The following is a 14,040-nucleotide window of genomic DNA, read 5'->3' as shown; positions in this document are numbered from 1 at the left end:
AGCGGTTGAGAATCCCACGGCAGGTTCTAGGGTGGGGCCACCATGGCGAACCGGGGCGAGCGGAGCTTCGAGGACACACTCTGGGAGGCGGCGGACAAGCTGCGCAACAATCTGGACGCGGCCGAGTACAAGCACGTCGTCCTGGGGCTCGTCTTCCTCAAGTCCATCGGCGAGGCCTTCGATGCGGACCAGGTGCCTCAGGAGGCGCGCTGGCGGGAGCTGGCCCAGGGCGCGCGGCAACCCGACATCGGCGCGCGGGTGGACGCGGCGATGGCGGCCCTCGAGCGGCACCACTCGAACCTCCAGGGCGCGCTGCCACAGGGCTATGCGCGGCCGACGCTCGAGCCTCGGACGCTGGGAGCGCTCGTGGAGCTGGTGGACACCATCGGCCTGGGAGACTCGGAGAGCCGGGGCAAGGACATCCTCGGCCGCGTGTACGAGTTCTTCCTGTCCAGGTTCGCCCGCGCGGAGGGCAAGAACGGTGGACAGTTCTACACGCCCAAGTCGGTGGTGAAACTGCTGGTGGAGCTGCTGGCCCCGTATCAGGGGCGGGTCTATGACCCGTGCTGTGGCTCGGGCGGGATGTTCGTGCAGAGCGAGCGGTTCCTGGAGGAGCACGGCGGCAAGCGGGGAGACATCTCCGTCTACGGGCAGGAGTCGAACCCGACGACGTGGCGGCTGGCGAGGATGAACCTGACCCACCGGGGGCTGGAGCACGACCTGGGCCCGAAGCCCGCTGACAGCCTGCACGAGGACCTGCACCCGGAGTTGAAGGCGGACTACATCCTGGCCAACCCCCCGTTCAACGTGAGCGACTGGGGCGGAGAGCGGCTGCGCGAGGACGCACGCTGGGCGTACGGGGTGCCGCCGGTGGGCAACGCGAACTTCGCGTGGGTGCAGCACTTCCTCCACCACCTGTCTCCCCAGGGCATGGCGGGCTTCGTGCTGGCCAATGGCTCGATGTCCTCGAACCAGTCGGGCGAGGGGGAGATTCGCAAGGCCCTCGTCGAGGCGGACGTGGTGGACTGCATGGTGGCGCTGCCGGGCCAGCTCTTCTACGCGACGCAGATTCCGGCCTGTGTGTGGCTGCTGACGCGTGACAAGAGCGGACGGGGGCGGGGCCGCGCGCGCCAGGGCGAGGTGCTCTTCATCGACGGGCGCCGGCTGGGGCACCGGGTGGACCGGACCCACCTGGAGCTCACCGACGCGGACGTCCAACGCGTGGTGGGTAGCTATCACGCCTGGCGCGGCGAGCCGGGAGCTGCGCGGTACGCGGACGTGCCCGGGTTCTGCCGGGCCGTGTCACGGGAGGAGATCTTCGCCCAGGACTCCTCCCTCAACCCCGGGCGCTACGTGGGCGCGGAGGAAGGCGCGAGCGAGTCGGGGCGAGAGCCGTTCTCGGAGCTGATGCCCCGACTCGTCTCCGAGATGGAGCGGCACATCACCGAGGCCCACCAGCTGGAGCAGGAGATCCGCGAGAGCCTGCGGAGGCTGGGACATGGCGGCTGAGGCCTGGAAGCGCACCACCGTCGAGCAGCTCGTGCGTGCCGGTGCGCTCGCCATCAACGACGGGTACCGCGCGAAGAACCTCGAGCTGGGCGAGCCGGGGGTACCCTTCGCGCGCGCGGGCAACATCGACCAGGGCTTCGACTTCTCCGACGCGGACTGCCTGCGCGAGGAGCACCTCTCCCGCGTGGGCGAGAAGGGGTCCCGGCCCGGAGATGTCGTCTTCACCTCCAAGGGGACCGTGGGACGGCTGGCGTTCGTGCGGCCGGAGACGCCGCGCTTCGTCTACTCGCCGCAGCTGTGCTTCTGGCGCGTGAAGGAGCCGCGCGTACTCGACAGCCGGTTCCTCTTCTATTGGATGCGGGGCGAGGAGTTCTCCCGGCAGGTGGACGCCGTCAAAGGCCAGACGGATATCACCGACTACGTGAGTCTGAAGGAGCAGCGGCGGATGCACCTCACGCTGCCGCCCTTGGCCGAGCAGCGCGCCATCGCGGAGATCCTGGGCACCCTCGATGACCGAATCCTCGTGGGGCAGCGGTTGATCCACACCCTGGAGTCCATGATCCAGGCCCTTTTCCGGTACTGGTTCGTGGACTTCGAGCCGGTGCGCGCCCGGGCCGCGGGCCAGGGACCCGAGCTCCCGAGCCCCGAGCTGGCGAAGCTGTTCCCGGCGGCCCTCACCGCCCACGGCCTGCCAGTGGGGTGGAGTCGCAACAGCCTGGGAGGACTGCTCCCGGGCGCCAACTGCGTGCTGACAGGTCCGTTCGGCAGTCTCTTGCACGCCTCGGATTACCGCGCGGAGGGCGTGCCCCTCATCCAGGTGGGGGACGTGAACGACGGTCGCGTGCGGGGCCAGGGGCTGCTTCGCGTGGGTGCCCACAAGGTCCCCGCGCTGGAGCGCTATCGGCTGCGCGAGGGGGACCTCGTCTTCACCCGCGTGGGCGCGGTGGGCAGGTCCGCCCATGTGCCGGCGCACCAGGCCGGATGGATGATCTCCGGGCAGATGCTGCGCGTGCGCCTGCCGACGCATGGACCCCTGCACCCGCGCTACCTCGCGCAGGTGTACCGGCAGGACGCCTTCCTCTCCCAGGTGGAGGGCTATGCCCTGGGCACGACACGGCCTTCCCTGAATACCGCGCTACTCGAGGCCCTGCCCTTTCTCGTGCCTTCGCGCACCGTGCAGGACGCGTTCGCCGCCCGTGTGGCGCCGCTCGACCAGCGCGTGTGGAAGGAGCTGGACGCGCGCGTGGTTTTCGAGGCTTTGCGGGACACCCTGATCCCCGAGCTGCTCTCGGGCCGGCGGCGCGTTTCAGAGGCCCAAGCCGCCATCGCCGCCCATGGATGACGCATGGCGTTGGCTCCGCTGTGCCGAGACGTCTCCGTGGAATGGTGAGTGCCGCCAACCGTTGCCCTAGTATCCGCCCGCCTCAAAAACCCCAGGACCACTCTCTGTGAAACGACTGCCGCTCTTTCCCTGCTTCGTCGTGCTCCTCGTCACTGGCGTGCTCTCCGCCCGCGCGCAGACGCCGCCGCCCGCCGTGCGGCATGATCCGCAGCCTCCCAAGGAGAAGGACCCCGCCGTCCAGGCCGCCTCCGCCACCCAGGTGGATGGGGGCATGCCGACGCCAACGCCGGGAACTCCGGACGCGGGCGTGGAGTGGAGCGTCAACGCTCCAGGCTTCCCCGCCACCGAGGTGCCCCTCGACGTGACCGAGGGCACGTGGATGAGCCTCGACGTGAGCCCGCGTGGAGATGAGATTGTCTTCGACCTGCTGGGCGACCTCTACACGCTGCCCATCGCGGGCGGCGAGGCGAAGCCACTGTCCACGGGCGTCGCCTGGGACATGCAGCCGCGCTACAGCCCGGACGGCAAGTCCATCGCCTTCACGAGCGACCGGGGTGGCGGCGACAACCTCTGGGTGATGAAGCGCGATGGCACGGATGCGCAGCCGGTGACGCAAGAGAAGTTCCGCCTGCTCAACAGCCCGGCCTGGTCTCCGGATGGCCAGTACCTCGTGGGGCGCAAGCACTTCACCTCGCGGCGCTCGCTGGGCGCGGGTGAGATGTGGCTCTACCACCGCTCGGGCGGCGAGGGCGTGCAGCTCACCGAGCGCCCCACCGAGCAGAAGGACGTAGGCGAGCCGGTGTTCTCTCCGGACGGCCGCTACCTCTACTTCAGCCAGGACGTCACCCCCGGCCGGGTGTTCGAGTACAACAAGGACGCCAACGGGCAGATCTACGCCATCCAGCGGCTGGACCTGGAGACGCGGGAGATTTCACCGTTCGTCTCCGGGCCGGGCGGCTCGGTGCGGCCCACGCCTTCGCCCGACGGCAAGTCGCTGGCCTTCGTGCGGCGCGTGCGTGACCAGAGCGTGCTCTATGTGGCGGATGTGGCCTCGGGCGCCGAGCGCGCGCTGTTCGATGGGCTCGACCGAGACATGCAGGAGACATGGGCCATCCACGGCGTGTACCCGACGATGGCGTGGACGCCGGACAGCAAGTCCCTGGTGTTCTGGGCCCAGGGCAAGCTGCACCGCCTGGAGGTGGCCACCAAGCGTGTCACCCCGATTCCCTTCCGCGTGAAGGGCACGCGCACCGTGTTCGAGGCCCTGCGCTTCCCGCAGCAGGTGGCTCCCGAGCGCTTCCCGGTGAAGATGCTGCGCTGGGTGCAGGTGTCTCCGCAGGGCGACCGCGTGGTGTACCAGGCGCTGGGGCACCTGTACGTGCGCGAGCTGCCCAACGGCACCCCGCGCCGGCTGACGCGACAGACGGAGCACTTCGAGATGTCGCCGTCGTTCTCTCGGGATGGGCGCTCCATCGTCTACACGACGTGGGACGATGAGAAGTACGGCACCCTCCGCGTGGTGCCGTCCACGGGCGGTGAGGGCCGGGTGGTCAGCGCCCAACCGGGCTTCTACCTGGAGCCGGCGTTCTCTCCGGACGGGCGCTCCATCGTCTATCGCGCCTCGGGGGGTGGTTACCTGATGCCCGCGCTGTGGAGCCGCGAGCAGGGCCTGTTCGTCATCCCCGCGGGAGGCGGCAAGGCGCGGCGGCTGGTGAAGGACGGCGAGCAGCCGCACTTCGGCGCGCGCTCGGACCGGGTGTACTACCTGGCGGTGGAGGGCGGCGAGAAGGAGGACAAGCGCGAGCTGCGCAGCATCGGCCTGGACGCGAGCGAGCAGCGCACGCACCTGACCAGCGCCGAGGTGCTCACCTACCGCGTCTCTCCGGATGAGAAGTGGGTGGCGTTCCGGGAGAACTTCAACGCCTACGTCATGCCGCTGCCTCGCGGAGGCAAGGCGGCGGCGGCCAGCAAGGACAGCAAGGCGCTGCCGGTGTCGAAGGTGTCCAAGGACTCGGGCGAGTACCTGCACTGGTCCGGAGACTCGAAGCGGCTGCACTGGGCGCTGGGGCCCGAGCTGTTCACGCGTGAGCTGCGCGAGGCGTTCCTCTTCGTGGAGGGCGCTCCGGAGAAGCTGCCCGAGGTCGCGGAGCACGGCCGGAACATCTCCTTCGAGGCGACGACGGATGTGCCGGGTGGCGCGGTGGCGCTGGTGGGCGGCCGCGTCATCACCATGCGCGGGGAAGAGGTGATTGAAGACGGCGTGGTGGTGGTGCGCGGCAACCGCATCCTGGCGGTGGGCAAGATGGGCCAGGTGCGCGTGCCCGAGGGGACGAAGGTGGTGGACGTGCGCGGCAAGACGCTGATGCCGGGCCTGGTGGACGTGCATTGGCACGGGCCGATGGGCTCGGACGGGTTCCTGCCGGAGCAGAGCTGGATCAACTACGCCTCGCTGGCGTTCGGAGTGACGACGCTGCACGACCCGTCCAACTCGACGGGGGAGATCTTCGCGGCGAGCGAGCTGGGCAAGGCGGGGCGGGTTGTCGCGCCGCGCATCTACTCCACGGGCACCATCCTCTATGGCGCGGCGGGCGTGGGGTACAAGGCGCCCATCGAGACGCTGGAGGATGCGCGCTCGCACCTGCGGCGCATGAAGGCGGTGGGGGCCTTCAGCGTGAAGAGCTACAACCAGCCGCGGCGCGACCAGCGGCAGAAGGTGCTCCAGGCGGCGCGCGAGCTGCAGATGATGGTGGTGCCGGAGGGCGGCTCGCTCTTCCACCACAACATGGCCATGGTGGTGGATGGGCACACCGGCGTGGAGCACTCGCTGCCGGTGGCGCGCGTCTACGCGGACGTGCTGCAGCTGTGGAGCAAAAGCAAGTCCGGCTACACGCCGACGCTGGGCGTGGCGTACGGCGGGCTCAACGGCGAGGTGTACTGGTACGGGAAGACGAACGTCTGGGAGAACTCGCGGCTGATGTCGTTCGTGCCTCGGCGCGTGATTGATGCGGCGAGCCGGCGTCGGCAGATCGCCCCGGACACGGAGTACAACCACTTCGCGGTGGCGAAGGCGGCGCGCGAGCTCAATGACGCGGGGGTGAGCGTGCAGCTGGGCGCGCACGGACAGCGCGAGGGCCTGGCGGCGCACTGGGAGCTGTGGATGTTCGGCCAGGGCGGGATGAAGCCGCTGCAGGCGCTGCGGGCGGGCACGCTGTCGGGTGCGCGCTACCTGGGACTGGACCAGGACATCGGCTCGCTGGAGGCGGGGAAGCTGGCGGACCTCATCGTCCTGGACAAGAACCCGCTGGAGGACCTGCGCAACACGGACTCGGTGCGCTTCACGATGGTGAACGGGCGGCTGTTCGACGCGGCGACGATGAACGAGGTGGGCAACCAGTCGCGTGTGCGCGCGAAGTTCTTCTTCGAGCGCGAGGGCGGCGATGCCTGGGCGCCGGGCCTGTCACTGACGGTGGAAGAGGACTGAGGCCATGTCCACCTTCCTCCTGCCCTCCACGTTGATGGCGAGCCTCCTGGCCGCCACCCCTCAGCCTTCCCCGGCAAGCGCACCCACCGCGGCGCAACTCCAGGTCGCCGAGCGGCTCGTGGGCCCGGCGCTCTCCGAGGGCCATGCCTGGACCCGCCTCGCCGAAATCACCGACGGCATCGGCCCGCGTCTGTCCGGCTCCGAGGGAGCCGAGGCCGCCGTGCAGTGGGCCCTCCGCTCCTTCAAGGCCGATGGCGTGAAGGCGTGGACCGAGCCCGTGAAGGTCCCCCGCTGGGTGCGCGGTGAGGAGCGCGCCGAGCTGCTCTCCTCCGAGCGCTTCCGGGGCCGACCGCTCACGGTGATGGCGCTGGGCGGCAGCGGAGCCACCCCCGTGGAGGGTGTCACCGGCGAGGTGGTGGAGGTGTTCTCCCTCGAGGAGCTGGCCACGCTGGGAGAGCGCGTGAAGGGCCGCATCGTCCTCTTCAACCACACCATGGAGAAGCCCGAGGACTACGGGCGCTTCGCCTCCCTGCGCTCGCGAGGCCCCGCACTGGCGGCCAAGGCCGGAGCAGTGGCGACGTTGGTGCGCTCGCTGGCCACCGCCTCGCTGAACACGCCGCACACGGGCGCCACCCGCTTCGAGGATGGGATCGCGCCCATCCCCGCCGCCTCCGTCACCGTGGAGGATGCCGAGCTGCTGCACCGGCTGCTCGCCGGAGGCGGCCCAGTCCGAGTGAAGCTGGTGCTGGGCTGCAAGGAGTTGCCCGAGGCGGACTCCTTCAACGTGGTGGCCGAGGTGAAGGGCCGCGAGAAGCCCGAGGAGATCATCCTGCTCGGCGCGCACCTGGACTCGTGGGACGTGGGCACGGGCGCGCATGACGATGGTGCCGGCGTGGTGATGGTGATGGAGGCGGCGCGGCTGCTGGCGAAGCAGAAGCCCGCGCCCCGGCGCACGGTGCGGGTGGTGCTCTTCATGAACGAGGAGAACGGGCTGCGCGGCGCGAAGGCCTATGCCGAGGCGCACGCCGCCGAGCTGCCGCGCCACGTGGCCGCGCTGGAGATGGACGCGGGCGGAGGCAAGCCCCTCGGGGTGTCGCTCCGAGCCGGTGAGGGTGCCGCGGAGCTGGTGCGGCCCTGGTTGAGCCCGCTGGTGGGCGTGGGCTCGGGGAACCTGCTCGCGCAGGAGGCGGGTGGCGCGGACCTGACGCCGCTGCTCCCCGCGCGCGTGCCCTTCTTCGGCGTGCGGCAGGACGGCACCCACTACTTCGACGTCCACCACACCCACGCGGACACGCTGGACAAGGTGGAGCCAGAGGCCCTGGCGAAGAGCACTGCGGCGGTGGCCTGGATGGCCTACGTGATGGCGGAGATGCCCGGCGTGCTGCCCCGTCCCCCCGCTCCTCCGGCGCCCGCCGCGCCCGCGGCCGGGCCCGTGAAGTCCTCGGGACACTGAGGTCCCGCTCCCTCTGCGCCTATTCGCTCACGGGCGCAGGGGGCGCATGGCCCTTGCGCAACGGACGCTCCGGCAGCAGCACCGTCACCGCGAGAGCCAGCAGCGCCACGAGGATGCACACCCGGTACACCGACGAGGTGGCCCGGGTGAACGCCTCCTTGATGGCCCGGCCCACTCGCTCCACCGTGGCCAGCGCTTGTTGCTCCTCTGTCTCGAGCCGCGCGCGTGCCTCCGTGCCCTCCCCGACAGCCTGTTGCCGCCGGGCCTCGAAGGAGGCGCGCAGCCGCGTCTTCACCTCTCCCGCGTGGAACACCTGCCCGGGTGTGGCGCCTTCGCCCACGGCTCCCGGAGTGTGCAGGGGCAACTGCGCGCGCAGTTCCGCGGGCGCTCCCTCCAGGGCCTGGGCGGTGCCAGCGCGCAGCCCGCTGGAGAGCGAACTCGCGAACACCATGCCCATCAGCGCCACCCCCACCGTCATGCCGAGCTGTCGGAAGAACGTCGCCGAGGCCGTGGCCACCCCCATCTGCCTCGGCTGCACCGAGTTCTGAATCGCCAGCGTGTAGAGCGGGATGGAAGGGCCCATCCCCAGCCCCATGAGCACCATCTTCGCCGTCACCGTCGACTGCGAGGAGTCCGGCGACAGCGTGAAGCCCATGAGCGTGAACGCCCCGCTGAGCACCGCGAGCGAGGCCAGCATCAGCACCCGGTAGCGACCCACGCGCGCCACCAACTGCCCGGACAGCACATTGCCCGCCACCACGCCCAGCGTCAGCGGGGTGATGGTGAGCCCCGAGCGCGTGGCCGACAGCTCCAGCACGTTCACCATGTAGAGCGGCAGGAACGTGAAGGCCGAGAGGAACGCCGCGCCGATGATGAACACCGCCAGGTTGCCCATCGCGAACGTCCGGTCCCGGAACAGCCGCAAGTCCAGCACGGGCTCGGCGGCGCGGGCCTCGGCCATGAGGAAGAGCCCCACGCCCACGGCCGACAGCGCGAACAGGCCCAGCACCTGCCACGAGCTCCACGCGAAGCCCGGCTCGCCCGGCGCCACGTGGCTCCGCCCCAGGCTGAGGGCCAGCAGCAACGGCACCACCACCAGCACCAGACACGCCGCGCCCGCCAGGTCCAACCGAGGCTTGCCCGTGCCCGGCGGCCGCAGCGCGGGCATGCGCAGGAAGATGACACCGAGCGCCAGCGCGCCCACGGGCAGGTTCACGAAGAAGACCCAGTGCCAGCCGAAGTGGTCCGTGAGAAATCCGCCCACCAGCGGCCCCACCACGCTGGAGATGCCGAACACGGCGCCGAACAGGCCCTGGTACTTGCCGCGCTCGGCGGGAGGGAACAGGTCGGCCACCACGGCGAAGGCGCTGGTGAAGAGCGCCGCGCTGCCCAGCCCCTGCACCGCGCGGAAGATGATGAGGCTCAGCGTGTTCCACGCCACGCCGCACAGGAAGCTGCCCGTCAGGAAGATGAGGATGCCCGCCGCGAGCGTGGCCTTGCGCCCGAACAGGTCCGACAGCTTGCCCCACAGCGGCACCATCACCGTGGAGGCCACCAGGTACGCGGTGGTGAGCCACGGGTAGAGCGAGGCGGGGATGCCCAGGTCCACTTGGATGGCGGGGCCGGCGGTGGCGACGATGGTTTGATCCAACGCGGCCAGCAGCAGCCCCAGCAGCGCCCCCGCCAGGGTGAAGCCCTTCTGGGAGCGGGTGAAGGCAGGGAGGGCTGCGGCCGGCGGAGCCATGGCGGAAGCGGGGTCCATATATAAGGATGCGGGGAAGCTGGGGACGGAGGGGTGCTCAGCGCACCTACCTGGTGGTGCAAGCCTCCCGAGAGTCGCGGCTGGCCGCCTGCCCCTTGGGCGGGGCGACGGGGGCGCCTAGGCTGGTCCTCCATGCCCAAGTCCTTCATCGCCAAGGTCCCCTACGACGCCAGCCATCCCCCGGTGCTCGCCGTGTACTGCTCGGACGGGCGCTTCACGGACGCGGTGGAGGAGCTGGCGCAGCACCTGGGGCACGAGCGCATCGACACGCTCACCCTGCCGGGGGGGCCAGGGCTGCTCAACCGCTGGTCCGCCGACTACCTGGAGAGCGATGTCGTCTCCCGCGCGGCCCACTTCCTCATCAAGGGCCACGACATCGCGGAGGTGCTGCTGCTGGCCCACGAGGGCTGCGGTTACTACAAGGCCCGCCACGGCGCGCTGGGCGCGGAGTTCATCGCCGAGCAGCAGCTCAAGGACCTCCAGGAGGCCGCCGCGGAGCTCGTGAAGGCGTACCCGGGCCTTACCGTCCACACCTATAGGGTCCGCCCCGAGGGCGAGAAGATCCACTTCGAGCCCATCTCCTCCACGTAGCATCGCGCCGCCATGCCGAGCCCCGAGCGACCCATCTACCTCGACTTCAACGCCACCACGCCGGTGGCCGCCGAGGTGCTGGAGGCGATGCTGCCCTTCCTGCGCGAGGAGTTCGGCAACCCGTCGAGCGGACACCCCTACGGCCGGCGCGCGCGCGAGGCGGTGGAGCGGGCGCGGGCACAGGTTGCGGCGCTCCTGGGCGCGCGCGCCGAGGAGATCTTCTTCACGGGCAGCGGCACCGAGGCCAACAACCTGGCCATCCGTGGCGCGGCCGAGGCCCGCCCGGAGCGGCGGCACGTGCTGACCTCCACCGTCGAGCACCCGGCCACGGTGCAGCCGTGCCGCTACCTGGAGCGCCAGGGCTGGGCAGTGTCCTGGACGGGGGTGGACTCGGAGGGGCGGGTGCGCGTGGAGGAGGCCACCGCGGCGCTGCGGGAGGACACGGCGCTGGTGTCGCTGATGCACGCCAACAACGAGACGGGCGTGCTGCAGCCGGTGGCGGAGCTGGCGGCCCAGGCCCGCCGGTATGGCGCGTGGGTCCACACGGACGCGGCGCAGTCGGTGGGCAAGGTGCCGGTGGACGTGGACCGGCTCGGGGTGGATCTGCTGACGGTGGTGGGGCACAAGCTGTACGCGCCCAAGGGCGTGGGAGCGCTCTACGTGCGCACGGGTACGCCGCTGCGGCCCTTCACGCTGGGAGGCGGGCAGGAGCACGGGCTGCGGCCGGGCACCGAGAACGTGCCGTATGTGGTGGGCCTGGGCGCGGCGTGCGAGCTGGAGCGCGGGAGGCTGGAGCGCGAGAGCGCGGCGCTGCTGGAGTTGCGAGAGCGGCTGTGGTGGCGGCTGCAGGCGGAGGTGCCCGGCATGCGGCTCAACGGCCACCTCACGGAGCGGCTGCCCAACACCCTCAACGTGCGCTTCCCGGGCGCGCGAGGCAGCGCGGTGCTGGCGGGAGCACCGGAGGTGGCGGCGTCCACGGGCTCGGCGTGCCACGAGGGCGGGGAGAGCGCCTCCGCGGTGCTGCTGGCCATGGGGCTGCCCGCGGAGGAGGCGCTGGGCGCGGTGCGGCTGACGCTGGGCCACGGCACCACGGCGGAGGACGTGGACGCGGCGGCCACGGCGCTGGCCCAGGCGTGGCGCGCGGTGGCGAGCCCGCGCGAGCCCTGAGCCCCGGCGCTACTTCGCCTCGCCCGTCACCGGCTCGACTTGGAAGAGCACCCACTGCCCCACGGCGCGGTGGTCCAGCAGGTAGACGCGAGAGGGGTCGAAGCCGACCTCGAAGGGCGAGACGAACTGCACCGTGTTCGGGTCCACGAAGCGGAACTCCTCCAGCTTGCCCTTGCCGAGCTGTCCCAGGCGCGCCGGCTGTGTCTGGAACCGCAGCCGCTGGATTCCGGGGCGCTGCTGCAGGACGAACGTGGCGCCCTGCATCTGCGGGTCGGCCTTGAAGGGCTGGCCGCCGTCCACCACGGCCTCCTGGACCGGCTGGTCGACGAAGGGGGGCGGGGTGGTGGACAGCACATAGCGCACGCGCAGCTGGCGAGGCTTCTCCAGGCGGACCTCCCCCAGGTTCTGGGTGGTGCCGGCGGCGGCGAGCACCACGCGGCTCTGGGCGACGTGGTCGGGCGCCTTGAACCAGAGCTCATAGCGCGCAGGGCGGGGGGTGAGGCCGCTGAGCTGGAACACGCCATCCTTGTCTTGTTTGATGTCCAGCCGCACGGCGGGCCGGTCCTCGTTGATGGTGCCCGAGGGCGTGTTGAGGTCTCCGGCGGTGATGTACGCGTAGGCCTGGATGGGCGCTTTCGGGTCGGTGGCCACCACGCGGCCCCTCACCGCGCCGAGCTTCTCGGGAGGCAGCGGACGCAGCGTCACCTCGCCCACGGAGAGGAGCTCCTCGGCGGGCAGGCCCTGGGTGGAGATGTCCACCGCGTCATACCCGTGCAGGCGCAAGGGAACGGGGTTCCTCAGGTTCTCCACCAGCGTCACGAACCAGCCCTCGCCCACGAGCGACACCTGGCTGTTGAGCTGTTCGAGTTTCCCGGGACCCCCCCCGAGTTTCACGCGACCCACCAGCACGTGCCCCAAGCCATGGGCCTCGCGCTGCTTCCGGGCCGACTGGATGGCGGCGAGCAGCTGGTCGGCGAGCGGACCTTTTCCCGCCTTGCGCAGCTTCGCGAGGCTCTCGTCGACGGCGGAGGGCTTGGGCGGCGCCGCCTTGGGAGTGGGGCTCTGCGCCAGGGCATGGCCCCCCAGCAAGAGGCACAGCAACAGGAACATCCGCGGGCCGCGCTGGCTCATTCTCGGCGTCTCCTCCACAGGTCCCCCTAGCGTACCTCGGGGTCCGGGAGGAGCGCTGGGAGCAGGGAGCCGAACGTGGCCTTCCCTCGCCCCCCGCGTCAAGTGAAGCGGCGGGCCGGGATCCCTCGGCCCGACCCGCCGCTCCGGTTTGTTATGCCTTTTCGGGTCGGGGTCCGAAATGACATACCCGATAGTCGCCTTCCCTTGTGTGTGGCGGCCACCGAAGCCTCCGTTGCAGAGGCATGAGCAACCCTACCCATCAGGACACCCTCGGTCTGTACCACTCAAGTGGTACAGCGACCCTCTACTCCTGAACACTGATTGAGATTACCTAAGAGGTAATCTCCGGGGACCCAACCTGTTAGGCTTGCTAATGTTTGCAGGTGTGACAGTCAACCACATCCCGGGGTGTTCACCCGGGCTCACGAAACGAGGCCTGGGAGGGGAGGTGCTCCATGGCCAGTTCGCTGAGCCTCGACGCTGCTGAGCAAGACCTGACGTTCATGTTGATGGAGGCATTGATGGGCTCGTTTGATTTGTCGGTGGTGCTCAAGCGAGCGTATGGGGTCATCTCCCGGATGCTGGCGGCGGACCACGCGGCGATATGCATTCCCAAGCCAGGCAGCCCCACCGAATATGAATGGTTGGTGGCGGAGATGCCGGCCGAGTTCTTCGCGCACTACGGCGAGGTGGCGTCGGAGGACTTCGTTCGGCACACGATGGCCAAGCAGCCCAACGTGGTGCTGCGGGACACGGAGATGGTTTCCAGCGAGCAGTTGAAGCGCAGCGCCTTCTGCCAGCGCAGCCATGAGCTGGGGATGCCGCCGGAGCACATGATGGCGGTGATGCTGCAGGTCGATCAGGACTGGCACAGCGGCTTCATGCTGTATCGAGGTCGACCCACGCCCTTCTCGGATAGAGAAAGAGCGGTGTTGCAACGGCTGGCGTCGCTGCTGGCGAGCACCGTGCGCAACTGCCGGATGATGGGGGAGGTGCAACGCCAGATGGGAGAGACGCAGCGCCAGCTGATGGAGGCCCACCAGCGAAGGTGGGTGTTGGAGCAGCTCTTGAGCAGGAGTTCCTCCAAGACCCTGGTGATGGTGGAGCCCGCCACGGAGATGATGCGCACGGACGGAGTCACGGAGCTGCTGGAGCGGTGGTTTGCTCCGAGCGAGTTCGAGGGACTGCTGCCCAAGCCGTTGGTGGAGCGCCTGAGGCAGCTTGCGGGCAGCGTGGCGCCCGTCGGATCCCAGCAAGAGGTGTGGGAGCGCGAGAACGAGGGCCGGTCGCTGCGGGTGACGTTCATTCCCTTGTTGGCGGCGAACGGTCGGCGTTTGTGGACATTGATGCTGCAAGAGATCCCCGACGCGGTGCCGGTGCCGAAAGTCTGGCAAGGGCGGCTCACCCGGCGGGAGCTGCAGGTTGTCGAGCGCCTGCTGAAGGGCTGGGGCAACCTGACCATCGCGGAGGACCTGGGATGCACGGAGTCCACGGTGAAGAAGCACCTGCAGCGCATCTTCGACAAGCTGGGTGCGGACACGCGGGCCATGGTGCAGAGCATGGCCACCCGGCTGGATAAGACGTAAGCCCGTGTCATGAGTCGG

General features: G+C 70.0%; 9 protein-coding genes. 7 read left to right on the top strand and 2 right to left on the bottom strand.

Going from position 1 to position 14,040, the window contains the following annotated elements:
• Positions 1–42 precede the first annotated feature (42 nt).
• From SYV04_RS08830 to SYV04_RS08815, 4 genes are all read left to right on the top strand, one after another.
• The gene (locus tag SYV04_RS08830) at positions 43–1,509 is read left to right on the top strand and encodes a class I SAM-dependent DNA methyltransferase (RefSeq protein ID WP_321545205.1); all 1,467 of its coding nucleotides are present in this window, start codon (positions 43–45) and stop codon (positions 1,507–1,509) included.
• Positions 1,499–2,851 (top strand): restriction endonuclease subunit S, encoded by a 1,353-nt coding sequence (locus SYV04_RS08825; protein WP_321545204.1) that lies wholly within the window; start codon positions 1,499–1,501, stop codon positions 2,849–2,851. Before SYV04_RS08830 ends, SYV04_RS08825 begins: the two co-directional genes overlap by 11 nt.
• Before the next feature lie 106 nt (positions 2,852–2,957).
• Entirely contained in the window at positions 2,958–6,332 is a 3,375-nt protein-coding gene (locus SYV04_RS08820; RefSeq protein WP_422723918.1) for an amidohydrolase family protein, read from the top strand.
• Between the two features lie 4 nt (positions 6,333–6,336).
• Positions 6,337–7,785 carry a M20/M25/M40 family metallo-hydrolase gene (locus SYV04_RS08815; protein WP_321545203.1) on the top strand — a complete coding sequence of 483 codons (1,449 nt, stop codon included), beginning with the start codon at positions 6,337–6,339 and terminating at the stop codon, positions 7,783–7,785.
• A 19-nt stretch (positions 7,786–7,804) separates the two neighbouring features.
• Here the strand turns inward: SYV04_RS08815 and SYV04_RS08810 are convergent, their stop codons facing one another.
• Positions 7,805–9,529 carry an MDR family MFS transporter gene (locus tag SYV04_RS08810; protein ID WP_321545202.1) on the bottom strand — a complete coding sequence of 575 codons (1,725 nt, stop codon included), beginning with the start codon at positions 9,527–9,529 and terminating at the stop codon, positions 7,805–7,807.
• A gap of 150 nt (positions 9,530–9,679) precedes the next feature.
• Between SYV04_RS08810 and SYV04_RS08805 the strand changes: the two genes are divergently transcribed.
• Together SYV04_RS08805 and SYV04_RS08800 are read left to right on the top strand one after the other, a co-directional pair.
• Positions 9,680–10,138, top strand: a complete 459-nt coding sequence (locus SYV04_RS08805) for a carbonic anhydrase (RefSeq protein ID WP_321545201.1) — start codon at positions 9,680–9,682, stop codon at positions 10,136–10,138.
• Positions 10,139–10,150: 12 nt separating this feature from the next.
• Positions 10,151–11,305, top strand: coding sequence for a cysteine desulfurase family protein (locus tag SYV04_RS08800; RefSeq protein ID WP_321545200.1), 1,155 nt, complete (start codon positions 10,151–10,153; stop codon positions 11,303–11,305).
• A 9-nt stretch (positions 11,306–11,314) separates the two neighbouring features.
• On the opposite strand, the gene SYV04_RS08795 is transcribed toward SYV04_RS08800, so the two are convergent.
• The gene (locus tag SYV04_RS08795; protein WP_321545199.1) at positions 11,315–12,436 is read right to left on the bottom strand and encodes a hypothetical protein; all 1,122 of its coding nucleotides are present in this window, start codon (positions 12,434–12,436) and stop codon (positions 11,315–11,317) included.
• A 455-nt stretch (positions 12,437–12,891) separates the two neighbouring features.
• On the opposite strand from SYV04_RS08795, the gene SYV04_RS08790 reads away from it, so the two are divergent.
• On the top strand, positions 12,892–14,022 hold the full coding sequence (locus SYV04_RS08790; RefSeq protein ID WP_321545198.1) for a helix-turn-helix transcriptional regulator: 1,131 nt from the start codon (positions 12,892–12,894) through the stop codon (positions 14,020–14,022).
• Positions 14,023–14,040 lie beyond the last annotated feature (18 nt).

Source organism: Hyalangium ruber (assembly GCF_034259325.1).
In the GTDB taxonomy this organism is placed as follows: Bacteria; Myxococcota; Myxococcia; order Myxococcales; family Myxococcaceae; genus Hyalangium_A; species Hyalangium_A rubrum.
The sequence above is the reverse complement of the archived record's forward strand: the minus strand, read 5'-3'. Positions and strand labels throughout refer to the sequence as shown.